A 23,333-nucleotide genomic window follows, 5' to 3' on the forward strand; every position below is an offset into this window, starting at 1 on the left:
AATTCCTTAGCTTCCTGCAAAATTGTAAAAACCTTCATAAAAATGAAAATCCCAACAATTCACGGATACATTGACAGAAGAATTTTAATCAACTTCACAGCTGACCCAAAAGTAGTTGAGAAAATCATCCCTTTTCCTTTCAGACCAAAACTTTACAAAGAAAAAGCAATCGTCGGAATTTGTTTGATAAGATTAAAACACATTAAACCAAAAGGACTTCCTGACTTTGTTGGAGTGAACTCAGAAAATGGCGCTCACAGAATTGCAGTTGAATGGGACGAAAATGGAGAGACCAAATCTGGAGTTTACATTCCACGGCGAGACACTTCACTTAAACTAAATACTCTTGTCGGCGGACGAATATTCCCCGGAAAACATTACCACGCAAAATTCAATGTCAATGAAAATGACGGAAATTATCATATCGACTTTAAAAGTTCTGATGAGACCGAAATTTTAATTGATGCTTCCGAGACAAATGTGTTTAATGACAATTCAATTTTTGAAACATTAAATAATGTTTCCGATTTTTTTGAAAAAGGAGACCTCGGCTATTCTCCAAACCAGAACAAATTCGAAGGACTGAGATTGAAAGCTTATCACTGGGAAGTTCGACCACTTGATGTAACAAATGTAAGATCATCTTTTTTTGAGAATGAGGAATTTTTCCCAAAAGGTTCAGTGACTTTTGACAATGCTTTGCTGATGACAAATATTGAGCACGAATGGAAAAGTGAAACGGACAAATAAAAGTAACCAATGTAAAATGTCTCTGCTTCGCGCATTTATTAACTTCAATATGAGTATTTTTGTTAACTCATATTTTGATAATAATGAAAAACCTTCTATTAGCTTTAATATCCGGAGTTTTACTCGCCATCTCTTGGCCGACTTATGGGATTCCGTTTTTTATATTTTTTGCGTTCGTTCCTTTATTAATGATGGAACACAACATTGCGAAATTCAGTGATATCAAACGGAAAAGTTTGGCGATATTTGGTTTGTCCTATCTTACGTTTGTCATTTGGAATGCGGTTACGACGGGTTGGCTTTACAATTCAAAACTTCCGGACGGGAGCAATTCTCTTTTGGCCGTTTTGTTTCCGGTTTTGACGAACGCCTTTTTTATGTCAATCATTTTCCACTTATATCGACTTTACAAAAGAAGTCAGGGAACCTATTTCGGGTTGGTGTTTTTCGTGGTAATTTGGATGGCTTTTGAGAAGTTGCACTTGGTTTGGGAATTCACCTGGCCTTGGCTGAATCTCGGAAATGTCTTTGCAGATTATCACCAATTCATTCAATGGTACGATACTTTGGGCGCAACAGGCGGAAGTTTCTGGATCTTGATTTGCAACGTTCTCGCATTTTATACTTTTAGAATTTGGGAAGCGGGAAGAATCAGAAAATCATTGATTAAAAATGTATCGATGTTGGCAGGTTTCATTGTCTTGCCGATGCTGATTTCTTTAATTAAATATTACAATTATTCTCCAAAATTTGTCGGAACTTTGAATGTGACAATGCTTCAGCCGGCTTTGGATCCTTACAATGAGAAATATCAAAAAGACAGTTTGACGATTCAAAGTGATCTTTTAAAGTTAGCTTCCGAAAATTCAGTTATAACATTAAGAGGAAAAGAAAATCAAAACATCGACCTCTATCTTGCGCCAGAAACATCTTTGCCTGGACCAGGTTCTATGAGCGAACGAGGATTTAACAATAGTTTGCTTATTAATAATGTGAGGACTTTTCTCTCCCAACATCCGAAATCCGTTTTCGCAGGTGGAATTTCCAGCCATTATGTTTATGCGGAAAATGAAGAAAAACCAGTGACAGCAAGCTTCTTGGAAAGACAAGGCATTTGGGTGGATGAATATAATTCGGCGATACAAATCGTCCCGAATCAGCAACCAGAAGTTTATCACAAAGCAATGTTGGTTCCTGGCGTTGAGATTTTCCCTTATATCAATTTCTTCAAACCAATCTTGGGCGATGTGATGCTAGACTTGGGAGGAACTACCCGTTCATTGGGAATTTCTACAGAAAGAAAAGTATTCGCAAATCCTTACAATAATTCCGTCATCGCACCCATCATTTGCTACGAAAGTGTCTATGGAGAATACGTGACGGATTACGTGAAAAAAGGAGCCAATCTCCTAACAATCGTCACCAACGATTCTTGGTGGGGATTTTCGCAAGGTCATAAACAATTGTTGGCTTATGCAAAACTCCGCGCGATAGAAACCCGAAGAGAAATTGCAAGGTCGGCGAACAGCGGAACCAGCGCGCACATCAATTCCCGAGGCGATATTGTGGACGATTTGCCTTATGGTGCAAAAGGTGCTTTGATGGCGAAAGTGAATCTCATCGACCACGAAACTTTCTACACAAAAAGTGGTGATTTTCTTTCCAGATTGTCGATGTTTGTGATTGGTGCTTTGTTGTTGTTTATTCCTGGGAGGAAGTATTTGACTAGGAAGAAATAAATATCAAGTGTACCAATTTAACAAACTATCAATTTACCAATGAGAGAATTGGTAAATTTTTAGATTAGAAACCCGGCAAATACCTTTCCTTAATAATATTCAAATGATGAAGGTTATGACCAACAGTCAATTTCCCAATCGTCTCCACTTTTGTCTCATTTCCATTCACGATTCCGATTAGTTGTAAAGCTTCTGCGGGAAGTGTTTTGAAGAAAATAAACGACTGCTTTCTCGTCACTTTAAATTCCTTGATTAGACTTTTCAAAGTTCGTGAGTCAGCGTAGGAATTATCCGCCCAAGCTTCTTCATCAAAACCAGAAACCAAAGACTGGTCTTTTCTGGAAAATCTCAAAGCACGATAAGCAAAGACTTTTTCTGTATCAATGAGATGTTGCAAAAGTGTTTTCAAACTCCATTTTCCTTCAGCATAGGCAAAGTTACCTTGTTCTTCGGTAAGTTTTTCATAAATATCCAAAGTCTGCTTCCCTGAATTTTTCAATTCCTCAATCCAATTTTCTGATGGAACAAGGTCAAGATAACGCTGGATATATTTTTCGAAATCGGTCATTTTTTAATTTAAAGTTTAAAATTCAAGATTTACAATTTTTTGGCACGCAATGAAATCATTTATTATTTATCGTTTATCTTTATGATTCCACTTCCCACTCATAGAAATTCACCTCATCGTATTTTTTGAAACCTGCACTTGGATATAACTGATTTCCTATCATATTCTCCTTTCCGGTTTCGAGGTACATTCCGCACGAATTGGATGTTCTGCAAAGTTCTTTCGCTTCCTCAATCAACGCTTTGGAATAAGCTTTTCCCCGAAATTCAGGATTTACGTAAAGGTCATTCAAAAGCCAATAACGCTTCATTCTCGTAGACGAAAACAATGGATAGAGCTGTACAAACCCGCCTAACTTTCCTTCTTCCTCAACCACAAAAATCTCAGAATCTCCGCTTTCCAATCTTTCGGAAATGAACTGTTCTGCGCCAGAAACATCAGAGGTTTTGTGGTAGAACATTCTGTATTCGTCAAACAACTGAGCCAATTGCGAAAGGTCGTCGATGGTTGCTTTTCTTGTATTATTCTTCATTTTCATCTAAATTTTCATCGTCATCTTCGTATTGCTCAAGGTAATAACTGAACGTGAAATCTTCCACTTCCTCATTCACATCTTCCAAAGTTGTCAAAAGGTCTTCGAAAGTTTCCAATTGGTCCACGCTCATATTCACAAATTCAATGTGAATTGGAAGTTCCAGACCGCCAGAAATCACATCCGAAAGTGCATCCAGATTGTCTCCGAAATGTTCCGGCAATTCTACTTTTGATTTCAATTGTTCATAGAAATCTTCGTAGTCTCCTATATTTAAAAAATCGATTAGTATTTCTTTCATTTTATTATTATGGATATTATTTTATATATCCTTCGAGAGCCTCAGGATGACAACCTATCTGGCTCAAGCCGTAGATTGATGACAACACTGTCAGGCTGAGGCTCTCGAAGCCTTCCCAATTAGAAAACTTCCATTTTCCAGCTTTTTATTTCTTCTCAAAACTTTTATAATGATTCTTTGTCAGCCACACATCGCCATTTTCAGTAAAAACAATTCGGTCTGCGCCACGGTTTCCGCAATTGTAATTTACATCGGCTTCGTAATATTTTTCGCCCCTTGGCAACTGTTTTTCACGATTGCTGAATTTGTCGCCGCCAATCGCTTTTCCTGGCAAAACGTCACAGAGATTTCCTTTTGATGCAATCCAGCCTTTACTTTTCGCTTCAGATTTTGTGATATAAAAAACCGGTAACTGATGATTGGATTTCACATAAGCAATCACTTTATCATCTTTCGTTAATTCATCAATCGAATAGTTGTCAGAAGAATTCTCAGCATCAAATTCTTGAATAGTTCGATTCTCAGTTTTTGAAGCTTCTGACTTTCGACTTTCTGCTTCCGTCAAATATTCATTTCGCTTCTCGATTTTGTAATTCGTGATGAGGAACATTACCGAGATTCCGGCAAAAGCACCGACGAGAAAGAATAAAAGGGTTTTTAGCTTCGGATTCATTGATGAAAATTTCTATGCTAAAATAATGAAAACCTCGATTCATAAAGCATAAAAAACAAACTTTAAAAATAATTTCTCCTAAGTCTAATTTTTCTATATTTGGCAACAAAGATAAAATATGAACTCCGACACAATGGACAACTTAAAAATGATAGCCGAAACAGCAAAAGACTTTGCTGAAAAAAATATTCGCCCCAACATAATGGATTGGGATGAGAGCCAAACTTTCCCTGTAGAATTGTTTCACCAGTTGGGTGAATTGGGATTTATGGGAATCGTAATCCCTGAAGAATACGGCGGTTCTGGTCTTGGTTATCAGGAATATGTGACGATTTTGGACGAAATCTCACAAGTTGACCCATCGATTGGATTATCCGTTGCGGCGCACAATTCACTTTGCACGAATCATATTTATGAATTCGGGAACGAAGAGCAAAGAAGAAAATGGTTGCCAGATTTGGCTTCCGGAAAAGTCATCGGCGCTTGGGGATTGACGGAGCACAACACAGGTTCAGATTCCGGAGGAATGTCCACAACAGCGGTTAAAGACGGCGACGATTGGATTATCAACGGTGCAAAAAACTTCATCACGCACGCTATTTCGGGCGACATTGCGGTAGTGATGACAAGAACTGGAGAAATTGGTGCAAAAAATAATTCCACAGCGTTCGTTTTGGAAAAAGGAATGGCTGGATTCACTTCCGGTAAAAAAGAAAATAAATTGGGAATGCGCGCCTCGGAAACAGCAGAATTGATTTTCGACAATGTTCTCGTTCCGGATTCTCACAGATTGGGCGAAGTGGGGAGCGGTTTCAAACAAGCGATGAAAATCCTGGACGGCGGTCGTATTTCTATCGCCGCGTTGAGTTTGGGAATTGCAAGAGGTGCTTACAAAGCGGCTTTGAAATATGCTCAGGAAAGACACCAATTCGGAAAATCGATCTCAAGTTTTCAGGCGGTTAACTTTATGTTGGCCGATATGGCGACAGAAATTGACGCTTCAGAATTGCTAATCAGAAGAGCTTCTGACCTCAAAAATGCTAAAGCAAAAATGACACGCGAAGGCGCAATGGCAAAATTATACGCTTCTGAAGCATGCGTAAGAATTTCCAATAATGCGGTTCAGATTTTTGGTGGATATGGTTACACGAAAGATTTCCCAGTTGAAAAATTCTACAGAGATTCTAAATTGTGTACGATTGGCGAAGGAACTTCTGAAATCCAGCGATTGGTGATTGGAAGAGACATTACGTCTTAAGAATCAAAATTTTACATTTAAAACATCAAACCCTTTCAAAAATTTTTAACTTTGAAAGGGTTTTTAAATTATAGCCGATGAATCAAGACATCATTTCTTACAATCAGAAATTAGAATCTGAAGACGAGAAAATCGCAACCTTTCTTTCCAAAGAAATATGCAAACATCTTCCCGAAGCCGAGAATAAAATCTGGCATTCGCATCCGGTTTGGTTTCTAGATGGAAATCCGATTGTTGGCTACAGCAAACAGAAACGAGGAATTCGATTGATGTTTTGGAGCGGAAAATCTTTCAATGAAGAAAAACTGAATGTGGAAGGCGAAAAATTTCAGGACGCTTCTATTTTTTATAATGATGTGAATGAAATCGATAATGATGATTTGAAACGTTGGCTGGAAAAATCAAGAGAGATCCAATGGGATTATAAGAATATTGTGAAGCGGAAAGGTGTTTTGGAACGTTTGAAATAATTTTAATAAATCCTTCGACTCCGCTCAGGATGACAACTTTTTATTAAATCCAGCAATAAGCGATGTCAGGCTGAGCGGAGTCGAAGCCTTTTGTTTTCCTACTTATTCTTACTTTTTTAAACTAAAATTTACTATTCAAAAAACATTTTAATTTTATAAATGCTGTCTTTAAGGATGGCATTTTTTATATTTGTTAAAATTTTAGAAAATATATGGAAAAGATAGACAGCCTGAACCAAGTTGCCGAATTTCACAAAACCTTCAACGCCCCAATTCTTGACACACCTCAGATTCCTTCAAAAGAACGTGCTGAGCTGAGAGTGAGTCTTCTACAGGAAGAATTGGACGAGTTGAAAAAAGCGATTGAAGACAACGATTTGGTAGAAGTTGCCGATGCACTTTGCGACCTTCAGTATGTTTTGAGTGGTGCTGTTTTGGAGTTTGGATTGGGCGATAAATTCGTGGAATTGTTCAATGAAGTTCAGCGTTCCAATATGTCCAAAGCTTGCGATAACGAAGTTCAGGCGCAGGAAACAGTAGAATTTTATAAAGCTAAAGGAACCGATGCTTACTACGAAAAATCTGGAGACAAATACAATGTTCACCGCGTTGCAGACAACAAGGTTTTGAAGAACAAATATTATTCTGCAGCCGACTTGGCTTCACTTTTAAAATAAAAAACCGACGATGAAAAAAATTTCAATTTTATTAGGAATCATTGCTCTCATTGCACTTAACTCTTGCGCGCAACGAGTAATCGTAAACAGAGAAGTAGAATCCAAGCACGATGGCAAAATGCTTTTGGGAACGCAGAGGCTTGACCAATTCCGAAAAGAACCTTACAAAACTTGGTTTGATGAGGAATACAACCGATATCAAATTGACCAAACAAGCTTAACCGAATTAAGAAAAGAAAAACTCAATTCTTATAGTTTGGTTGTTTTTGTCGGAAGTTGGTGCGAAGACAGCCACAGAGAATTTCCGAGGTTGATAAAAATTCTGGAAACTTTGAAATACAACACAGAAAAAATGCAAATCATTGCCGTGAACCGCAAAAAGGAATCTCCAGCTGGCGAAGAAGGAATTTACAATATAACGAGAGTTCCAACCATCATCGTCAAAAAGTACGGAAAAGAAATCGGAAGAATCACAGAAATGCCCGAAACAGGATTTTTGGAGAAAGATTTGCTTAATATTTTGAAAAAAGATAATAATTCAGGTTTATTTAAATAATAATTTGGGCAGCTATTCCGCCTTCCGTTCCCAATCTTTTTGCCTTGGCTTTTCCAGTCGCAAAAAAGGATTTCCACTCAAGTCGGGCTGCATAAGATTCCACGTTTAAATATTGCTGTAAAATTCAAAATCAATGACAAAATACACAGGCATCCTTTCTTTTATTTTCGGAATCATTCTTACGGTTTTCCTATTTCTATCGTGGAGAAGTTGCAACAAGAAAGAAGATGCAGCGCTCATCAATCAAGATTATTACCTCATCACGAATCAGATTCAGAAAATAAATAAAATGGTGGTTTTGGAACAGGATTTTTCGAGTTTCCAAACACACAAAAGTTCGGCGGCAAGCATTGCAGGATTTGATATCCTACCTAGAGAAATGGTTCTTTACACCACTGCAAAAGCACAGGTTTCCTACGATTTGAAACGGATGAAAATTGATGTGGACACGGTGAATAAAAAATTGATTCTGCAAGAACTTCCTCAGCCAGAGATCAAGATTTTCCCGGATGTGAAAATTCATTTCATGGATGATTACGCCATCAACAGATTTTCTCAAAAAGACATCAACGGCGTGATGGAATCTGCAAAGAAAAATATGACCAAAAGCGTGAATCAGGCAAGTTTGAAACAGCAAAGCCAGAAACAATTGAAAGATAATCTCAACGATATTTTCGTTTTGGCAAAAGCCTTGCATTATTCTATTGAAGACAAAACAAATACGTTTCCTTCAAATGAATTATAAATACAATTGTTATGAATCCAGATAAAAAACAAGAAAGCAACAACTCGTCTGAGCAGAAAAAACAGACGGAAGATTTCAGAGATATTCCAGCATCATCTGACAAGAAAAACCCGCCTGACATTGACAAAAATGATGTTGATAAAAGTTCAAAAGTTAATAAAGACGGAAAAACAGATAACACCGAAAAGTAATTTTCTTTGTGAAAAAACCAATAAGCCTTTCAATTTATTTTGAGAGGCTTATTTATTTAATAAAATTAATGTATATTTAACATCAGGAATTAAGACTTATAAAAATTAATTCCTATGTGTTCTTTAAATTTCGTTTCACCAAACATTACAGCTTATGTCTTATATTGTTGTAGGGCTTTTCCCGAATCAAGCGGAAGCAGACAAGGTCCTTTTAAAATTAGAAAATGCTGGTTACTACGATTATAGTGTTTCTCATTCTGAAAAAGAAATGACTAAAAATGTAGATATTGAGAAGAAAAATGGGTTTTGGAATTGGTTGTTTGATGACAATCATCTCGAAAGAGCCCGATTCGAATACGCAAGTATAGACCACAACACGATCACCGTACATCTGCAAACAGAGCAAGACGCACACATCGTGAGAGATATCTTGGACAACAATGGCGCTGTGAATGTGGAAGAAAAAACCCAGGATTTCATGTCTGAAAATTACGCTGATGCACATCGCGAATATGTGATTTCTGAAAGCAGAAATGCAAAAATCATTTCTAAGGCAAAGAACAACCTATTCTTTACCAATAATCGAAGACATCACCATCACGAAAATTGGATTGCTGATGAACCGGATGGACTCGGTTTCAAAATCAGCTAAATAATTAGAATCATAATTTCCCATTATGAAATTTTATTACAAAGACCTTTTGATTTATTCGGAAGGTTTTTTTTGTGTGCTTTTTTGATGGATTAAAATAATAAAAAATGTTAAAATCATATTCATTTCCTTTTCTGCCACAATTTTTGTTTTGATTGATACAAATAAGTTTAACCACCAAAAAAATATTATTATGTCTTACACTATTATCGGGATTTTCCCAAACGACACAGAAAGCAGGAATGTTATCACAAAATTGGAAGAAGCTGGATTGTATGATTACAGCATTTCCAAATCTGAAGTTGAAGCTATCAAAGAAATCGACACCGACAGAAAAGCCAGCTTTTTCGATTGGCTGTTTGATAGAGACACCGTAGAAAGGGACCGCTACGAATATGCAAGTATCGACAGCAGTACGATTTCAGTTTATGCTGAAACGGAAGAAGACGCGAACGCAGCGAAGACAATATTGGATGACAATGGCGCGATAGATGTCGAAGAAAAAACAAGAACTTATCTCGCAGACAAATATCCAGACACGCCAAACGAATATCCAATCTCCGAAAGCAAAAGAGCAAGAATCATCGCGAAAGCAAAAAATGACCTTTATTTCACGGATGAGAGAATTCCTTCCAACACGCCCGAGCAAGGAATGGTTGACAAGATGGATTCGCTTGGCAAGTTAGACTAAACCAGAATATCTTAATTTAATTTTACACCAATATGATAAGAGCTGATTTTTTTAGCTCTTATTTTTTTGAATCAAACAATCGTGGATTTTCCTAACTGTACATTCTCGTGGTTGTAGTACGACCTTTCCGAAAAACGAATGTAATCCGAAATGAAATCCCCTACTTCACTGGTCGAGTAATTGACATCTGGATTCAGGTCAATCGTCACATATCTGCTTTCGATGGCATTTTCCACGCTTTCTCTTAATTTATTCGCTGCTTGTGTCAGTTCCAAATGGTCGAGCATCATTGCGGCACTTAGGATGGAAGCAATTGGATTGGCAATTCCTTTTCCTTTCGCTTGAGGATACGAACCGTGGATTGGTTCGAAAAGTGCGTTGTCATTTCCAATTGATGCGGAAGGCAATAAACCAATAGAACCGCCAATCACGCTGGCTTCATCAGAAATAATATCGCCAAACATATTTTCTGTCAAAATCACATCGAATTGTTTTGGGTTCAGAATCATCTGCATTGCAGCGTTATCAACAAACATAAAATCCACTTTTACATCTGGATATTCCAAAGCAATTTCTTTCACGATTTTTCTCCAAAGTCTGGATGTGTCTAGAACGTTGGCTTTGTCAATCAAGGTCAGTTTTTTCTTTCTTTTCTGAGCGTCTTGAAAAGCTAAATATGCAATTCCTTTAATTTCCTCTTTGGAATATCTGCAGACATCGTAAGCGTAATCACCATTTTCCTCAGTGAATTTTTCTCCGAAATAGATGCCGCTAATCAACTCACGATAGATTTGAATATCCGTTCCTTCAACGATTTCTCTTTTTAAAGGACTTTTTTTGATTAATGAAGCGTAAGTTTTGATTGGTCTGATGTTGGCGAATAATCCCAATTCTTTTCTCAATTTCAACAAACCTTGTTCTGGACGTACTTTCGCGTCAGGATTGTTATCAAAAGCTGGGTCGCCGATTGCGCCGAACAAAACAGCATCAGAATTTTTGCATAATTCCAAAGTTTCGTCTGGCAAAGGATTTCCGGTTTGATAAATTGCTTCAGCGCCCATCACGCCATAATCAAATTGAAAATTATATTGATAAGCTTCGCCAATCACTTTCAAGACTTTCACACTTTCGTTGGTCACTTCCGGACCGATGCCATCGCCTGGCAAAACTGCTATTTTATAAGTTTTATTCATAAATAATTTATCATACATTAATTATCAAAAGTTTGATTTTAAAGCTATCAGCTAAAAGCCAATCGCCATCAGCCAATTACTTTCTGTGTTTTTTGTTCAAATTTCTGAATCGCTTCTTTTTTGCTCGTTAAAAAATCAATATCGTCGTAGCCATTTATCAGGCATATTTTTTTGTAAGAATCCAACTCGAAACTTTCTGTTTTGTCATTGAATGAAATTGTCTGTTTTTCGACATCAACCGTAATTTGAGTTGAAGGATTTTGCGTAATGGTTTCCATTAAATCTTTAAAATAATCCTCAGAAACTTTCACTGGAAGCAATCCATTATTAAGTGCATTACCTTTGAAAATATCAGCAAAATAACTTGACACAACGACCTTAAAACCATAATCCGTTAACGACCAAGCCGCGTGCTCTCTGCTGCTTCCACATCCGAAGTTATTTCCTGCAACCAGAATTTCGCCGGAATATTTAGGATTATTCAAAACGAAGTCAGGATTTGGTTCATTCGTGTGAACATTATACCGCCAATCTCTGAAAAGATTTTCGCCAAAACCTTCTTTGCTGATGCTTTTGAGGAAACGTGCCGGAATAATCTGGTCGGTATCTATATTTTCGCTCGGCAACGGAACGGCCTGAGATTTTATTAAAACTAATTTTTGCATATGCTTAATTCGATGTTCAAGATTTAAAATTCAATGTTTAAGAGCCTAGTTTAAAATTTATAAAGAATTTCTCTTTACCGAAACCCTAAAGGGAGGAAAAATGCTTTCAAATTTCATTAAAATTGCTCCCTTTAGGGCTGGGGAAACAATTTCAATGAAATTTAAACAGACTCTAAATTCCAGTTTGTCATTAATTCAAATTTTCAAAAGCAGGGATTCTACCTTCCACAGCAACTTTCGCAGCGGTCAACGGACTTGCCAAAAGTGTTCTTGCGCCTTGACCTTGTCGGCCTTCGAAGTTTCTGTTGGAAGTGGAAACACAATATTCACCTTCTGGGATTTTATCGTCATTCATTGCCAGACAAGCGGAGCATCCCGGCTGGCGGATTTGAAAACCTGCATCATTAAAGACTTTATCCAATCCTTCATCATAAATTTGTTTCGCTACTTTTTGTGAACCCGGAACCAGCCAAGCCACAATATTTTCAGCTTTTTGCTTTCCTTTGACATAAGTTGCAGCGGAACGGAAATCCTCAATTCTGGCGTTGGTACAACTTCCGATGAACACATAATTTACTTTGATGTCTGACGTTGATTGTCCTGCATCAATTCCCATATATTTCAAAGCTTTTTCCTCGGATTCATTTTGAGCAGTTGGAATTTTGGAATCGATAGAAATTCCCATTCCTGGATTGGTTCCGTAAGTTATCATTGGTTGGATATCTTCTGCTGAGAATTCAAATTCCTTATCGAAAACAGCGTCAGAATCGGATTTTAAAGTTTTCCAATACTCGACTTTTTCATTCCACTCATCTCCTTTTGGTGCGAAGGTTTTATCTTTTACATAATCGAAAGTGGTTTCGTCGGGTGCAATCATCCCGCCTCGTGCTCCCATTTCGATGCTCATATTGCAAACGGTCATTCGCCCTTCCATCGACATTTCTTCGAAGACATTTCCTGCATATTCGCAGAAATATCCAGTTCCGGAATCGGTTCCGACTTTCGAAATAATATAAAGAATCACGTCTTTCGCCTGAACATCTTTATTCAGTTTTCCATTCACAGAAACCCGCATTGATTTTGGCTTGTTCATCAATAAACACTGACTCGCAAAAACCTGCGCAACTTGACTCGTTCCAATTCCAAAAGCAATGGCACCAAAAGCGCCGTGCGTGGAAGTATGACTGTCGCCACAAACAATACTCATTCCAGGCTGTGTAATCCCCAATTCTGGTGCGATGATGTGAACAATGCCTTGATATTGATGTCCAAGCCCGTACAACTCGATGTTATTTTTTTCGCAATTTTCTGTCAGTTGCTGAACCTGTGTTCTCGATAATTCGTCTCTGATTGGCAATTCCTGTCCCAAAGTCGGAACGTTGTGGTCGGCAGTTGCCACAATCTGATTCGGACGAAAAACTTCCAAACCTCTTGCCTCCAATTCCGCAAAAGCCTGTGGACTCGTAACTTCGTGAATCAAATGTTTGTCGATATAAATCACCTGAGGTCCATCCGGAACGGTTTCTACAACGTGCGCATCCCAAACTTTATCAAATAGTGTTTTGCTTTGGCTCATTTTCTATCCAATTTTTTGATTAAATGATTTCATCATAAAGCTTAAATCATCATTGTTAACTTCTTTTTTGGTGTCGGCGATTTTCAAGAATTCCTGATACAAAAAGTCCAACTCCACTTTTGTCACATCAAAACCAATATTTTTGAATCGATAAGCCAAAGCAGAACGTCCACTTCTTGCGGTCAAAACAATGGAAGACTCATTGATTCCGACTTCTCTCGGGTCGATGATTTCGTAGGTTTCTCGGTTTTTGATAACGCCATCCTGATGAATCCCGGAACTGTGCGCAAATGCATTTGCACCGACAATTGCCTTGTTTGGTTGAACCGGCATTCCCATCATTTCAGAAACCAGATAACTCATCTCGTTCAGCATTTTGGAATTGATATCGGTGAAGAAATTAAGGTCAGGGTGTTGTTTTATAATCATCACGACTTCTTCCAAAGCCGTATTTCCGGCACGTTCGCCAAGTCCGTTAATCGTACATTCGATTTGTCTGGCGCCGTTGATAATTCCTGAGATTGAATTTGCGGTTGCCATTCCAAGGTCGTTGTGACAATGGCAGGACAAAATTGCTTTGTCAATATCTTTTACGTTTTCTCTCAGGTATTTTATTTTTCTCCCATATTCTTCCGGCAGGCAATAACCCGTCGTATCAGGAATATTAAGCACAGTTGCGCCGGCTTTGATGACTTCCTCACAAACTTTTGCCAGGAAATCATTATCAGTTCTTCCTGCATCTTCTGCATAAAACTCCACATCATCCACGAAATTCTTTGCATATTTCACCGCTTCAATCGCTCGTTCCAAAACTTGCTCTCGTGTAGAATTGAATTTGAATCTGATGTGAGAATCCGAAGTTCCTATTCCGGTGTGGATTCTTGGTCTTTTTGCATATTTCAAAGCTTCCGCCGCGATTTCTATATCTTTTTTGTTGGCTCTCGTCAATCCGCAAACTTTCGCATATTTTACGATTTTCGAAATCTCCTGAACGGATTGGAAATCGCCGGGACTGGAAATTGGAAAGCCTGCTTCGATAATATCAACGCCAAGAAAATCTAGTTTCTCGGCGATGATTATTTTTTGTTCAGTATTGAGTTTACATCCGGGAACCTGCTCACCATCTCTCAACGTCGTATCAAAAATTTCAATTTTTTCCGGATTCATAATAAAGTTTTTTACCTAATTTTGATATTCAAAAGTAGAATTTGATTTATGATATCTGATTGAGACTTTCCAAAAAATACAATATTCAATTCCTTTAAAATAATTGACAACAAATTAATTATCAATTATTTATATATTTTAAATTTACAATGTCAGAATTACAGAAAGATTTTTTATTCGTACTTATAAAGTCACTTTCGACCTCGGAAAAGCGTCAGTTTAAGTTGTACGTGAACCGACTTGGAATTAACGTCGATGCAAAATTTCTCCTACTTTTTTCTGAATTGGACAAAATGAAAGAATATAGTGAGGAAGTTATTATTGATAAAAAAATATCATCGAAACAGCAACTTTCCAATCTGAAAGCGCATCTGTATAAACAAATTCTGGTAAGTCTGAGACTAAATCCAAGTCTTCAAAACAGCAGAATCCAATTGCGTGAACAGCTTGATTTCGCTACGATTCTTTATCAAAAAGGTTTGTACAAGCAAGCTTTGAAAATCCTTGACAAAGCCAAACAATCCGCATTGGACTTAGATGAAAAAAGTATCGCCTCCGAAATCATTGAACTTGAAAAAGTGATTGAATCTCAATTCATTACAAGAAGTATTGATGGACGTGCAGATGAATTGATTCTGCAATCGACCGAAATCAATAAACAAAATAGTTACGCCACTCAACTTTCCAATTTGTCTTTGAAATTGTACAGCGAGATGCTGACACACGGTTACATCAAAAATGACGAAGACCGTGAGAAAATCCTTGATTTATTCGATAAGAAAGTCAAAAAAATTGACCTTAACAAACTTAATTTCACTGAGAAACTTTGGTATTTCAAAGCGCACGTTTGGAAAAATCAGCTTTTGCAGGATTATAAATACACTTTGAAATACGCCTATCAATGGGTAGAACTGTTCCACGACAATCCTGAAATGATAAAAAACCATCCGGTTTGGTACATCAAAGGAAATACTTATTTGTTCAAAATTTTGTTTCTCTATGGCAATATTAAAAGGATTGAAGAAAGTTTTGAAAAATTCAGTCGAGTTATAAAATCGGATACTTTCATTCACAATGAGAATTCGCAGTCGTTGATTTTTCTTAATTATTATAACACCAAAATGAATCTTTACTTCATCAAAGGAGATTTTTTCGGTGGCACAAAGATGATTCCCGAACTGGAATTAAAAATGGAAAAACATCGGGACAAGATAGATGAACATCATTTCCTAATTCTTTATTTGAAAATCGCATCGATGTATTTTGGCAGTAAACAATATCAAAACACTATCAAATATGGTTTGAAAATCATTAATTCAAAAGGAAATATTCAGGAGGATTTACTTTTCCACACGAGGATTTTGATTCTGATGGCGAAGTTCGAAGCTGGTTTTGATGACGATTACGATGACTTTGTAAAAAGCACAATCAAGTTTGTGAAAAAGATGAAAAATCCAGGCAATTTGCATTTCAGAATTGTAGATTTTTTCAAGAAAATCAATGACCAAAATTCCAACGCGCAACTTTCAACTTTCAAGGAATTCGAAAAACATCTTCAGGAATCAGAAAAAAACCGATACGACAAAAGAACGCTTGTCTATATCGACATCCACGGCTGGGTAAAATCGAAAGTCAGAAATGTGGACGTCATCGAGATTATAAAAGAGAAAGTTAAGCTAAAATAATCACGATTAAAATTAAATGAAAAACATAACTCTGCTTCTAGCAATACTGATTTTGTCTTCTTGCTCAGTGAGGAAAAACAATGATTTCGACTTTGAAAAGATTGCAAAAATTTCCGACAGCATAAAAATCCAGAATATTACCATCCATAATTTATTCAAATCTCAAATTTTAGCACATAAGAACGATGAGTTTGACTCCACAATAATTGTAAAAAATGTCTATTTGCCACATCGAAAACTATGGGATAGTTGCTATGCTCAGATTTTTGGAGATGAAAATGCAACCCGTTTCAATAATGAACAAGGAATGGTAAAATGGAACAGGACACTTTTCGACAAAGATAAAATTGATTTTATTGATAAAACAAAGACTATTACTGAGATAAATATTGACAAATTAATCAAATCGAATCTTGAAAAATTCAGTCGCCTGGTTCCCTATCAACCAAACGCAAAAATCAGTCTTCTTTTCACGCCAATATCCGGAATTGGTTTTGGTGGATGTGATTCGCAACAATTTGCGCTAGAATTAAACAATCAATCGATAAACATCAGTTATACATTACAAAAGGGTTTGCCCCACGAATTAAATCATTTGGTTTATGAGAAGTTCAGAAACAATGACGTTGATAAAAATTCTGCGCTAAGCCAAACAATTGATGAAGGATTTGCTTGTTATTTCACTTATATTTTTTTTGACAAAAACATTACTGAATATGAAGCTGTTGAAAATATGTCAAAACAAGACTGGGATTGGTTTATAAAAAATGAAAAAGAAATTTTCAAAAAGACAAAATCTTATTTTTCAGATTTATCAGGTAACAATCCTTTATTGCGAAATGACAGACATAAACTTTTTCCTGAAGCTCCTAAAACTTTAAATTATTGGTTAGGATTTAGAATTGTATCAAAATACGTAGAAAAATACGGGAAAAATTCTTGGAAAGACATTTACAAATTAACCGCTAAAGAGGTTTTGGAAAAAAGTGACTACGAACAATATATTGATAAATTATAAGTATTTCCAAGGCTTTAAAAGATGGCAAGAAAGCAATTATTCAATTTTTCACAAAGTTATTAGTTAACTCCTTAATATTAAAAACCTTCACGATATAATTTTTCGTTAACTCGTAATTGTTCTTTAAAAAATCACTATTTTTGCATCCTAAAAATTTCAGTCATAATGCTAAAAATTACTCTTCCTGATGGTAGCATCAGAGAATATGAAGGAGCAGTTACTCCACTACAAGTTGCACAAAGTATCAGTGACGGTTTGGCAAGAAACACCATTTCTGCCGTCGTAAACGGAAAACAGACAGAAGTAGACACCACGATAACGGAAGATTCTACAGTGCAACTACTGACGTGGAATGACGATATGGGTAAAAAAGCATTCTGGCATTCTTCTGCCCACTTGCTGGCTCAGGCTATTATGGAATTTTATCCAGAAGCTAAGCTGACAATCGGGCCTGCAATCGCAAACGGATTCTATTATGATGTAGATTTCGGAGGAGAGCCTTTGTCTGAAAAAGACTTCGAAAAGCTGGAAAAGAAAATCTTAGAAAATGCTAAGAAAAATTCGACTTTCAACCTACGTGAAGTTTCCAAAGCTGATGCATTAAAGGAATATGCAGACAATCCTTTCAAAACTGAATTGATTGAAAATCTGCCTGATGGCGAAATCACTTTCGTAACGCACGACAACTTTACAGACCTTTGTAGAGGTGGACATATCCCATCAACAGGAATCGTAAAAGCGGTGAAAATATTGAACGCCGCCGGTGCTTACTGGAGAGGTGACGAGAAAAACCCACAGCTGACCAGAGTTTACGGAATCTCTTTCCCTAAACAAAAAGAGCTGACAGAATATCTTGAAAGACTTGAAGAAGCGAAAAGAAGAGACCATAGAAAACTGGGTAAAGAATTGGGGATTTTTGCATTCTCAGAAAAAGTTGGTGCCGGACTTCCACTTTGGTTGCCAAAAGGAGCTGCGCTTAGAAAAAAATTAGAAGAATTCCTTTCCAAAGCTCAGAAAAAACAAGGTTACGAATTCGTAATTTCTCCGCACATTGGAGCTAAAGAATTATATATCACTTCAGGACACTGGGAAAAATATGGCGAGGACAGTTTCCAGCCAATCAAAACACCGAATGAAGGTGAAGAATTCTTATTAAAACCAATGAACTGCCCGCACCACTGCGAGATTTACAAAGCGCAACAATGGTCTTACAAAGATTTGCCGAAGCGTTATGCGGAATTCGGGACAGTTTACAGATATGAGCAATCTGGAGAATTACACGGCTTGACGAGAGTTCGTGGATTTACTCAGGATGACGCGCACCTTTTCTGTACGCCAGACCAATTGTTACAGGAATTCGAAAAAGTGATTGACCTTGTACTTTATGTTTTCGGTTCGCTTGGATTTGCTGATTTTACAGCTCAAATTTCATTAAGAGACAAAGAAAACAGAGAAAAATATATTGGTTCCGATGAGAATTGGGAAAAAGCAGAAAACGCCATTGTAACTGCTGCAAAAGCAAAAGGCTTGAAAACTGTAACCGAATATGGCGAAGCCGCTTTCTACGGTCCGAAGCTTGACTTTATGGTAAAAGATGCGTTGGGAAGAAGCTGGCAGTTGGGAACAATCCAGGTAGATTACAATTTACCGGAAAGATTTGACCTTTGGTACAACGGAAGCGACAACGAGAAGCACAGACCAGTGATGATTCACAGAGCGCCGTTTGGTTCTATGGAACGTTTCATTGCGATATTGATTGAAAATACAGCGGGTGATTTCCCACTTTGGTTGAGTCCTGAACAGTTTACTATTTTGCCAATCAGTGAAAAATATTCAGATTATGCAAAAAAAGTTTCAGAATCATTGGAAATTCACGATATTTGCGGATTGATAGACGACAGAAACGAAAAAACGGGTAAGAAAATCCGTGATGCCGAATTGAAAAAGTTACCATTTATGCTTATTGTAGGTGAGAACGAGGAAAACAACGGCACAATTTCTGTAAGAAGAAGAGGCGAAGGCGATTTGGGAGAAATGAAAGTAGAAGACTTCATCTCTTATTTCAAAGAGCAGGCAAAACCGGCATTTGAATTGGGAGCAAACCAATAAGCTGACAACAAATTATTAATTTTAAAATTTAAAACCATAGCACTAAAAAGAAACAACAGCAGAGGTCCGATGAGACGTCCAGTCCAAGAAGACCTCCATCAAATCAACGGAAAGATTCGCGCAAACGAAGTACGTCTTGTTGGTGACAACGTAGAACCAGGCGTTTATCCGTTATCAAAAGCTTTAGAAATTGCAAGAGAGCAAGAGCTTGACCTTGTCGTAATTTCTGATAAAGCTGAGCCTTACATTTCTCGTATCCTTGATTATAAAAAATTCTTGTACGAGCAAAAGAAAAAAACCAAAGAGCTAAAAGCGAAGCAGATAAAAGTAGTTGTAAAAGAAATCAGATTTGGTCCTCAGACCGATGACCACGATTACGACTTCAAGAAAAAGCACGCTGAGAAATTCTTGGAAGAAGGTTCGAAACTGAAAACCTATGTTTTCTTCAAAGGCCGTTCTATTATCTTCAAAGACCAAGGAGAAATCCTTCTTTTGAAACTTGCCCAGGATCTGGAGCACGTTGGAAAAGTAGACCAGCTTCCTAAGCTCGAAGGGAAAAGAATGATTATGATGATGAGCCCTAAAAAGCCTGCTAAATAATATTGATACCATTCAATTGATATATAAAACCTCAAATTAGTTTTTGAGGTTTTTTGCATTTTGAATTAATAAAATCAAACACAGATTTTACCGCCACAGTTTCAGAATTTTTTTGTAATTTTGCAAACTATTATTCGTGGAGATGTTCATTAATAATAAAAATAGATATTGATAACAAAACATAAAAAGCAAAACAATGCCAAAATTAAAAACGAAATCAGGTGCTAAAAAGCGTTTTGCTCTTACCGGAACCGGAAAGATCAAAAGAAAAGGTGCTTTCAAAAGCCACATCTTGACAAAGAAAGAAACTAAGCAAAAGAGAAATCTAACGCAAACTTCTTACGTTGCAGAAGTGGACAAGAAAAGTGTACTACGTCAATTAGCGTTAAAGTAGTTTTTATAAATCATTTCGGTTTATAAGAATTAAAACAATTCAAAAATTAACCCTGAAACGGTGCCCCTAAGAGTTCTATTCAACTAGTTCCGCCCTTTTCAAAAAAACAATTTAAATTATGCCAAGATCAGTAAATTCTGTAGCGTCTAGAGCGCGTAGAAAAAAAGTTTTAAAAAAGGCTAAAGGTTTTTTCGGTAGAAGAAAGAACGTTTGGACTGTAGCAAAAAATGCGGTAGAAAAAGCAATGTCTTATGCTTACCGTGGTAGAAAAGAGAAAAAAAGAAGTTTCAGAAGCCTTTGGGTAATGCGTATCAACGCAGGAGCTAGAGAGCACGGATTGACTTACTCTCAGTTTATGGGAGCTCTTAAGAAAAACAACATCGAGCTAAACAGAAAAGTGCTTGCAGACCTTGCAATGAACTATCCAGAAGCTTTCAAAGCTGTTGTAGATCAAGTAAAATAATTACAAATCTTTGTTATCAATATAAAATCCTGAGAATTATCTCAGGATTTTTCTATTTTTGCTGAAAATTAATTTAATAATGTTCAAAAAATATATCAGTTCATTAGTTTTATTATCATCTCTTCAATTTGTCAATGCCCAAACTTTTATTCAAGCTTATCAGGACAGAGCGAATCAGGTTTCTCAAACCAATGTCAATACATATTTGCAGGAGTTTGAAGCGTTGGGCGTGAAGAGAACTGGAACGACACAGAATAACAATGCCTTCAATTGGCTTAAGAATAAATATACAGCGCTCGGTTACGCCACAGAGAATTTCCAAGAGCATTCTTGGACAGCCAGCGGACTTTCATCCAAAAATCTGATTGTCACCAAAACAGGAAGTCTTTATCCAAATAAATTCGTGATTGTTTGTGGACATTTCGATTCTATCAATGGACCTGGGACGAATGACAACGGAAGTGGAACGTCTATTATTTTGGAAATTGCCCGGATTTTAAAAGATGTTCCGACAGAATACTCCATCAAGTTCATTCATTTTTCTGGTGAGGAGCAAGGACTCTTGGGAAGCTCCAGATATGTTTCACAAATCGTGAATGGAACAAGTCCGAAAATGGACATCAAAGTAGTGGTGAACCTAGATCAAGTTGGCGGATTGAAAAACAGGACCAACAATAAACTTTATCACGACCGCGATCAAGCTTCTCCAACTAGCAACAATGCAGCGGCGGCAATTGCAGTTCAGGAACTAGCTAATTGTACTCTACTCTATTCGCCATTGGGTGTAGATTTTGATCCAGCAGAAAGTACAGATTATGTTCCTTTCCAACAAAATGGGGAAATTATTACTGGATATTGGGAATATGAAGGTGGTTATAACAATCCTTACGTTCACACGGCAAATGATCTTTTGGTGAATATGGATCCTGTGTATGTTTATAACGTTGGGAAAGCAGCAACTGGCGCTATTCAACATTTTTCGGTAGCCTCTAAAATGACTTTAGCCGTGGATGAGACATCAAAAATATTGGAATCTATACAATTTTATCCAAATCCGGCAAAGAATATTTTAAATCTAAAAATGGATAAAACCTCAAAAGCTTTTACATTTGAATTGACGGATATGAGTGGAAGTCTGATTTTGATCAATAAAAACAACAATCGTCAAATTGACATTTCAAATTTGAAACCTGGCGTTTATCTTGGAACATTAATCATCGAAAATGAAAAAGTGACTAAGAAGATTATCATAGAATAATCGAAAAACTTCCCATAACAAAAATCATAAGCCTTATTATTTAAGGCTTATTTTTTATGCTTAGATTTGTTCTTAATAAAAATTAGAACCAATGTTTCTATCAAAAACTTATTTCAAAAAACTAACTACACTTTCCTTACTCGGAATTTCTGTTTTATATTTTTCTCAAGGAAAAACACAAGTTGAACACGCCAACGAAAGTAACCTAAAAAAACATATTACTTACCTAGCTTCCGACGAATTGCAAGGAAGACTAACTGGTTCTGAAGGTGAAACAAAAGCCGCAAACTATCTTTCTGGCGAGCTCAAAAAGTTAGGATTGAAACCTTACGAAGGAAAAGAATTCATCCAAAATTTTGAATACAGTGTGAAACTAAATCCACACGACGATAAAACATCAACGCCAGTAAAAGGTAAAAATGTGATTGCATTTTTGGACAACAAAGCTGAAAAAACCATTGTGATTGGTGCGCATTACGACCATTTGGGTCTTAATGAACATCACAATTCTACTTTAGCAAATTCTGCTGGACAAATCCACAACGGCGCCGATGATAATGCATCGGGAACAGCCACAGTTTTAGAATTGGCAAGAATGTTTTCTCAAAATAAAATCAAGGAAAATGCAAATTACGTTTTCGCATTATTCTCAGGTGAGGAAGATGGCTTGATGGGTTCCAAAAAATTAGCAGAAACCATCAAAACCACCTATCCAAATACCGTTTTTATGATTAATATGGACATGGTTGGGCGGCTTAACAGCAACAAAGATTTAACCGTTGGTGGCGTCGGAACCTCTCCTATCCTACCCGAATTGGTGAAAAAATACAAGCCTGAAGGTTTCAATCTAGCTTTAGACGAATCTGGCGTCGGACCAAGTGATCATACTTCTTTTTATTTGAAAGATATTCCGGTTCTTTTCCTTTTCACAGGAACGCACAACGACTATCATAAACCGACTGATGATTCAGACAAGATCAATTACTCAGGCGGAACAGTGATTGCCAATTATGTTTTTGATCTGGCTAATGCTCTAGGAAATGAAAAAGAAATTCCGTTTGTGAAAACCAAAGTGGTAGCCAGCAAATCAGTTCCAAAATATAAAGTAAGTTTGGGAATTATGCCAAATTACGCCGACAACAAAGACGGAATGGGCATCGACGGCGTCATCGATAACAGACCGGCCGCTAACGCAGGAATCCTGCAAGGTGATGTCCTTACAAAAATAGGAACTTGCGAGGTGAAAGAAGTCTATTCTTATATGGACTGTCTCTCCAAAATAAAAGCTGGCGAAGAACATCCGGTGACTGTAAAACGAAATGGCGAAGAAAAAATCTTCAACGTGAAATTCTAAATAAAAAAAAACCGATTGAAATTACAATCGGTTTTTTTTTAATAATTA

26 protein-coding genes are annotated in these 23,333 nt (G+C 37.0%); 18 read left to right on the plus strand and 8 right to left on the minus strand.

From position 1 onward, the window contains the following. Nucleotides 1-42 precede the first annotated feature (42 nt). Both IO90_RS06675 and lnt read left to right on the plus strand, forming a co-directional pair. Complete coding sequence (locus IO90_RS06675; RefSeq protein WP_034965166.1) at nucleotides 43-750, plus strand: DUF2071 domain-containing protein; 708 nt, start codon at nucleotides 43-45, stop codon at nucleotides 748-750. A gap of 83 nt (nucleotides 751-833) precedes the next feature. Continuing rightward, entirely contained in the window at nucleotides 834-2,489 is a 1,656-nt protein-coding gene (gene lnt / locus IO90_RS06680; protein WP_034965167.1) for an apolipoprotein N-acyltransferase, read from the plus strand. Between the two features lie 64 nt (nucleotides 2,490-2,553). On the opposite strand, the gene IO90_RS06685 is transcribed toward lnt, so the two are convergent. The 4 genes from IO90_RS06685 to IO90_RS06700 form a co-directional block, all read right to left on the minus strand. Beyond that, complete coding sequence (locus IO90_RS06685) at nucleotides 2,554-3,057, minus strand: DinB family protein (protein WP_034965169.1); 504 nt, start codon at nucleotides 3,055-3,057, stop codon at nucleotides 2,554-2,556. 79 nt (nucleotides 3,058-3,136) lie between these two features. Next, entirely contained in the window at nucleotides 3,137-3,589 is a 453-nt protein-coding gene (locus IO90_RS06690) for a GNAT family N-acetyltransferase (RefSeq protein ID WP_034965329.1), read from the minus strand. Further along, entirely contained in the window at nucleotides 3,579-3,890 is a 312-nt protein-coding gene (locus tag IO90_RS06695; protein WP_034965170.1) for a barstar family protein, read from the minus strand. Before IO90_RS06695 ends, IO90_RS06690 begins: the two co-directional genes overlap by 11 nt. A gap of 145 nt (nucleotides 3,891-4,035) precedes the next feature. Continuing rightward, on the minus strand, nucleotides 4,036-4,563 hold the full coding sequence (locus IO90_RS06700; RefSeq protein ID WP_034965172.1) for a ribonuclease domain-containing protein: 528 nt from the start codon (nucleotides 4,561-4,563) through the stop codon (nucleotides 4,036-4,038). Nucleotides 4,564-4,681: 118 nt separating this feature from the next. On the opposite strand from IO90_RS06700, the gene IO90_RS06705 reads away from it, so the two are divergent. The 8 genes from IO90_RS06705 to IO90_RS06740 all read left to right on the plus strand — a co-directional run bounded on the left by IO90_RS06705 (nucleotide 4,682) and on the right by IO90_RS06740 (nucleotide 9,803). Next, nucleotides 4,682-5,821 (plus strand): acyl-CoA dehydrogenase family protein, encoded by a 1,140-nt coding sequence (locus IO90_RS06705; RefSeq protein WP_034965174.1) that lies wholly within the window; start codon nucleotides 4,682-4,684, stop codon nucleotides 5,819-5,821. Nucleotides 5,822-5,898: 77 nt separating this feature from the next. Beyond that, nucleotides 5,899-6,291 (plus strand): DUF1801 domain-containing protein, encoded by a 393-nt coding sequence (locus IO90_RS06710; RefSeq protein WP_034965176.1) that lies wholly within the window; start codon nucleotides 5,899-5,901, stop codon nucleotides 6,289-6,291. A 212-nt stretch (nucleotides 6,292-6,503) separates the two neighbouring features. Then, the gene (locus tag IO90_RS06715; protein WP_034965178.1) at nucleotides 6,504-6,968 is read left to right on the plus strand and encodes a nucleoside triphosphate pyrophosphohydrolase family protein; all 465 of its coding nucleotides are present in this window, start codon (nucleotides 6,504-6,506) and stop codon (nucleotides 6,966-6,968) included. Nucleotides 6,969-6,978: 10 nt separating this feature from the next. Then, nucleotides 6,979-7,524: a TlpA family protein disulfide reductase gene (locus IO90_RS06720; RefSeq protein WP_034965179.1), complete on the plus strand. Its 546-nt coding sequence runs from the start codon at nucleotides 6,979-6,981 to the stop codon at nucleotides 7,522-7,524. A gap of 133 nt (nucleotides 7,525-7,657) precedes the next feature. After that, nucleotides 7,658-8,269, plus strand: a complete 612-nt coding sequence (locus IO90_RS06725) for a DUF4230 domain-containing protein (RefSeq protein ID WP_034965180.1) — start codon at nucleotides 7,658-7,660, stop codon at nucleotides 8,267-8,269. 11 nt (nucleotides 8,270-8,280) lie between these two features. Continuing rightward, nucleotides 8,281-8,460 carry a hypothetical protein gene (locus IO90_RS06730; RefSeq protein WP_034965181.1) on the plus strand — a complete coding sequence of 60 codons (180 nt, stop codon included), beginning with the start codon at nucleotides 8,281-8,283 and terminating at the stop codon, nucleotides 8,458-8,460. 154 nt (nucleotides 8,461-8,614) lie between these two features. Beyond that, nucleotides 8,615-9,112: a hypothetical protein gene (locus tag IO90_RS06735; RefSeq protein WP_034965183.1), complete on the plus strand. Its 498-nt coding sequence runs from the start codon at nucleotides 8,615-8,617 to the stop codon at nucleotides 9,110-9,112. Between the two features lie 193 nt (nucleotides 9,113-9,305). Beyond that, on the plus strand, nucleotides 9,306-9,803 hold the full coding sequence (locus IO90_RS06740; RefSeq protein WP_034965185.1) for a hypothetical protein: 498 nt from the start codon (nucleotides 9,306-9,308) through the stop codon (nucleotides 9,801-9,803). A 71-nt stretch (nucleotides 9,804-9,874) separates the two neighbouring features. Here the strand turns inward: IO90_RS06740 and leuB are convergent, their stop codons facing one another. From leuB to IO90_RS06760, 4 genes are all read right to left on the minus strand, one after another. Then, on the minus strand, nucleotides 9,875-11,014 hold the full coding sequence (gene leuB, locus IO90_RS06745) for a 3-isopropylmalate dehydrogenase (RefSeq protein ID WP_228374651.1): 1,140 nt from the start codon (nucleotides 11,012-11,014) through the stop codon (nucleotides 9,875-9,877). Nucleotides 11,015-11,064: 50 nt separating this feature from the next. Then, the gene (gene leuD, locus IO90_RS06750; protein WP_034965187.1) at nucleotides 11,065-11,661 is read right to left on the minus strand and encodes a 3-isopropylmalate dehydratase small subunit; all 597 of its coding nucleotides are present in this window, start codon (nucleotides 11,659-11,661) and stop codon (nucleotides 11,065-11,067) included. Between the two features lie 190 nt (nucleotides 11,662-11,851). Beyond that, the gene (gene leuC, locus IO90_RS06755) at nucleotides 11,852-13,237 is read right to left on the minus strand and encodes a 3-isopropylmalate dehydratase large subunit (protein WP_034965188.1); all 1,386 of its coding nucleotides are present in this window, start codon (nucleotides 13,235-13,237) and stop codon (nucleotides 11,852-11,854) included. A gap of 3 nt (nucleotides 13,238-13,240) precedes the next feature. After that, nucleotides 13,241-14,404, minus strand: coding sequence for a 2-isopropylmalate synthase (locus IO90_RS06760; RefSeq protein WP_076768771.1), 1,164 nt, complete (start codon nucleotides 14,402-14,404; stop codon nucleotides 13,241-13,243). 149 nt (nucleotides 14,405-14,553) lie between these two features. Between IO90_RS06760 and IO90_RS06765 the strand changes: the two genes are divergently transcribed. From IO90_RS06765 to IO90_RS06800, 8 genes are all read left to right on the plus strand, one after another. After that, on the plus strand, nucleotides 14,554-16,089 hold the full coding sequence (locus IO90_RS06765) for a hypothetical protein (protein WP_034965191.1): 1,536 nt from the start codon (nucleotides 14,554-14,556) through the stop codon (nucleotides 16,087-16,089). A 307-nt stretch (nucleotides 16,090-16,396) separates the two neighbouring features. After that, nucleotides 16,397-17,107: a DUF2268 domain-containing putative Zn-dependent protease gene (locus IO90_RS06770; RefSeq protein ID WP_228374652.1), complete on the plus strand. Its 711-nt coding sequence runs from the start codon at nucleotides 16,397-16,399 to the stop codon at nucleotides 17,105-17,107. A gap of 165 nt (nucleotides 17,108-17,272) precedes the next feature. Then, the gene (gene thrS / locus IO90_RS06775) at nucleotides 17,273-19,216 is read left to right on the plus strand and encodes a threonine--tRNA ligase (RefSeq protein ID WP_034965195.1); all 1,944 of its coding nucleotides are present in this window, start codon (nucleotides 17,273-17,275) and stop codon (nucleotides 19,214-19,216) included. 69 nt (nucleotides 19,217-19,285) lie between these two features. Then, entirely contained in the window at nucleotides 19,286-19,816 is a 531-nt protein-coding gene (gene infC / locus IO90_RS06780; RefSeq protein ID WP_051878375.1) for a translation initiation factor IF-3, read from the plus strand. Nucleotides 19,817-20,012: 196 nt separating this feature from the next. After that, on the plus strand, nucleotides 20,013-20,210 hold the full coding sequence (gene rpmI / locus IO90_RS06785; RefSeq protein ID WP_034965196.1) for a 50S ribosomal protein L35: 198 nt from the start codon (nucleotides 20,013-20,015) through the stop codon (nucleotides 20,208-20,210). Between the two features lie 118 nt (nucleotides 20,211-20,328). Beyond that, on the plus strand, nucleotides 20,329-20,673 hold the full coding sequence (gene rplT, locus IO90_RS06790; RefSeq protein WP_034965198.1) for a 50S ribosomal protein L20: 345 nt from the start codon (nucleotides 20,329-20,331) through the stop codon (nucleotides 20,671-20,673). 79 nt (nucleotides 20,674-20,752) lie between these two features. Further along, the gene (locus tag IO90_RS06795; RefSeq protein ID WP_034965201.1) at nucleotides 20,753-21,931 is read left to right on the plus strand and encodes a M28 family peptidase; all 1,179 of its coding nucleotides are present in this window, start codon (nucleotides 20,753-20,755) and stop codon (nucleotides 21,929-21,931) included. A 91-nt stretch (nucleotides 21,932-22,022) separates the two neighbouring features. Further along, the gene (locus tag IO90_RS06800) at nucleotides 22,023-23,285 is read left to right on the plus strand and encodes a M20/M25/M40 family metallo-hydrolase (RefSeq protein WP_076768772.1); all 1,263 of its coding nucleotides are present in this window, start codon (nucleotides 22,023-22,025) and stop codon (nucleotides 23,283-23,285) included. Nucleotides 23,286-23,333 lie beyond the last annotated feature (48 nt).

Origin of the sequence: Chryseobacterium sp. FH1 (genome assembly GCF_000735135.1) — a bacterium.
In the GTDB taxonomy this organism is placed as follows: Bacteria; Bacteroidota; Bacteroidia; order Flavobacteriales; family Weeksellaceae; genus Epilithonimonas.

Excerpts from the sequence above, each read along its gene's own strand:
- IO90_RS06705 (WP_034965174.1), top strand. The coding sequence starts at position 4,682 with ATGAACTCCGACACAATGGACAACTTAAAAATGATAGCCGAAACAGCA.
- infC (WP_051878375.1), top strand. The coding sequence starts at position 19,286 with ATGAGACGTCCAGTCCAAGAAGACCTCCATCAAATCAACGGAAAGATT.
- leuC (WP_034965188.1), bottom strand. The coding sequence starts at position 13,237 with ATGAGCCAAAGCAAAACACTATTTGATAAAGTTTGGGATGCGCACGTT.
- IO90_RS06760 (WP_076768771.1), bottom strand. The coding sequence starts at position 14,404 with ATGAATCCGGAAAAAATTGAAATTTTTGATACGACGTTGAGAGATGGT.
- IO90_RS06700 (WP_034965172.1), bottom strand. The coding sequence starts at position 4,563 with ATGAATCCGAAGCTAAAAACCCTTTTATTCTTTCTCGTCGGTGCTTTT.
- IO90_RS06765 (WP_034965191.1), top strand. The coding sequence starts at position 14,554 with ATGTCAGAATTACAGAAAGATTTTTTATTCGTACTTATAAAGTCACTT.
- IO90_RS06740 (WP_034965185.1), top strand. The coding sequence starts at position 9,306 with ATGTCTTACACTATTATCGGGATTTTCCCAAACGACACAGAAAGCAGG.
- IO90_RS06695 (WP_034965170.1), bottom strand. The coding sequence starts at position 3,890 with ATGAAAGAAATACTAATCGATTTTTTAAATATAGGAGACTACGAAGAT.
- IO90_RS06725 (WP_034965180.1), top strand. The coding sequence starts at position 7,658 with ATGACAAAATACACAGGCATCCTTTCTTTTATTTTCGGAATCATTCTT.
- IO90_RS06720 (WP_034965179.1), top strand. The coding sequence starts at position 6,979 with ATGAAAAAAATTTCAATTTTATTAGGAATCATTGCTCTCATTGCACTT.
- thrS (WP_034965195.1), top strand. The coding sequence starts at position 17,273 with ATGCTAAAAATTACTCTTCCTGATGGTAGCATCAGAGAATATGAAGGA.
- IO90_RS06795 (WP_034965201.1), top strand. The coding sequence starts at position 20,753 with ATGTTCAAAAAATATATCAGTTCATTAGTTTTATTATCATCTCTTCAA.
- leuB (WP_228374651.1), bottom strand. The coding sequence starts at position 11,014 with ATGTATGATAAATTATTTATGAATAAAACTTATAAAATAGCAGTTTTG.
- rpmI (WP_034965196.1), top strand. The coding sequence starts at position 20,013 with ATGCCAAAATTAAAAACGAAATCAGGTGCTAAAAAGCGTTTTGCTCTT.
- IO90_RS06730 (WP_034965181.1), top strand. The coding sequence starts at position 8,281 with ATGAATCCAGATAAAAAACAAGAAAGCAACAACTCGTCTGAGCAGAAA.
- IO90_RS06710 (WP_034965176.1), top strand. The coding sequence starts at position 5,899 with ATGAATCAAGACATCATTTCTTACAATCAGAAATTAGAATCTGAAGAC.
- IO90_RS06690 (WP_034965329.1), bottom strand. The coding sequence starts at position 3,589 with ATGAAGAATAATACAAGAAAAGCAACCATCGACGACCTTTCGCAATTG.
- rplT (WP_034965198.1), top strand. The coding sequence starts at position 20,329 with ATGCCAAGATCAGTAAATTCTGTAGCGTCTAGAGCGCGTAGAAAAAAA.
- IO90_RS06770 (WP_228374652.1), top strand. The coding sequence starts at position 16,397 with ATGGTAAAATGGAACAGGACACTTTTCGACAAAGATAAAATTGATTTT.
- IO90_RS06675 (WP_034965166.1), top strand. The coding sequence starts at position 43 with ATGAAAATCCCAACAATTCACGGATACATTGACAGAAGAATTTTAATC.
- leuD (WP_034965187.1), bottom strand. The coding sequence starts at position 11,661 with ATGCAAAAATTAGTTTTAATAAAATCTCAGGCCGTTCCGTTGCCGAGC.
- lnt (WP_034965167.1), top strand. The coding sequence starts at position 834 with ATGAAAAACCTTCTATTAGCTTTAATATCCGGAGTTTTACTCGCCATC.
- IO90_RS06800 (WP_076768772.1), top strand. The coding sequence starts at position 22,023 with ATGTTTCTATCAAAAACTTATTTCAAAAAACTAACTACACTTTCCTTA.
- IO90_RS06685 (WP_034965169.1), bottom strand. The coding sequence starts at position 3,057 with ATGACCGATTTCGAAAAATATATCCAGCGTTATCTTGACCTTGTTCCA.
- IO90_RS06735 (WP_034965183.1), top strand. The coding sequence starts at position 8,615 with ATGTCTTATATTGTTGTAGGGCTTTTCCCGAATCAAGCGGAAGCAGAC.
- IO90_RS06715 (WP_034965178.1), top strand. The coding sequence starts at position 6,504 with ATGGAAAAGATAGACAGCCTGAACCAAGTTGCCGAATTTCACAAAACC.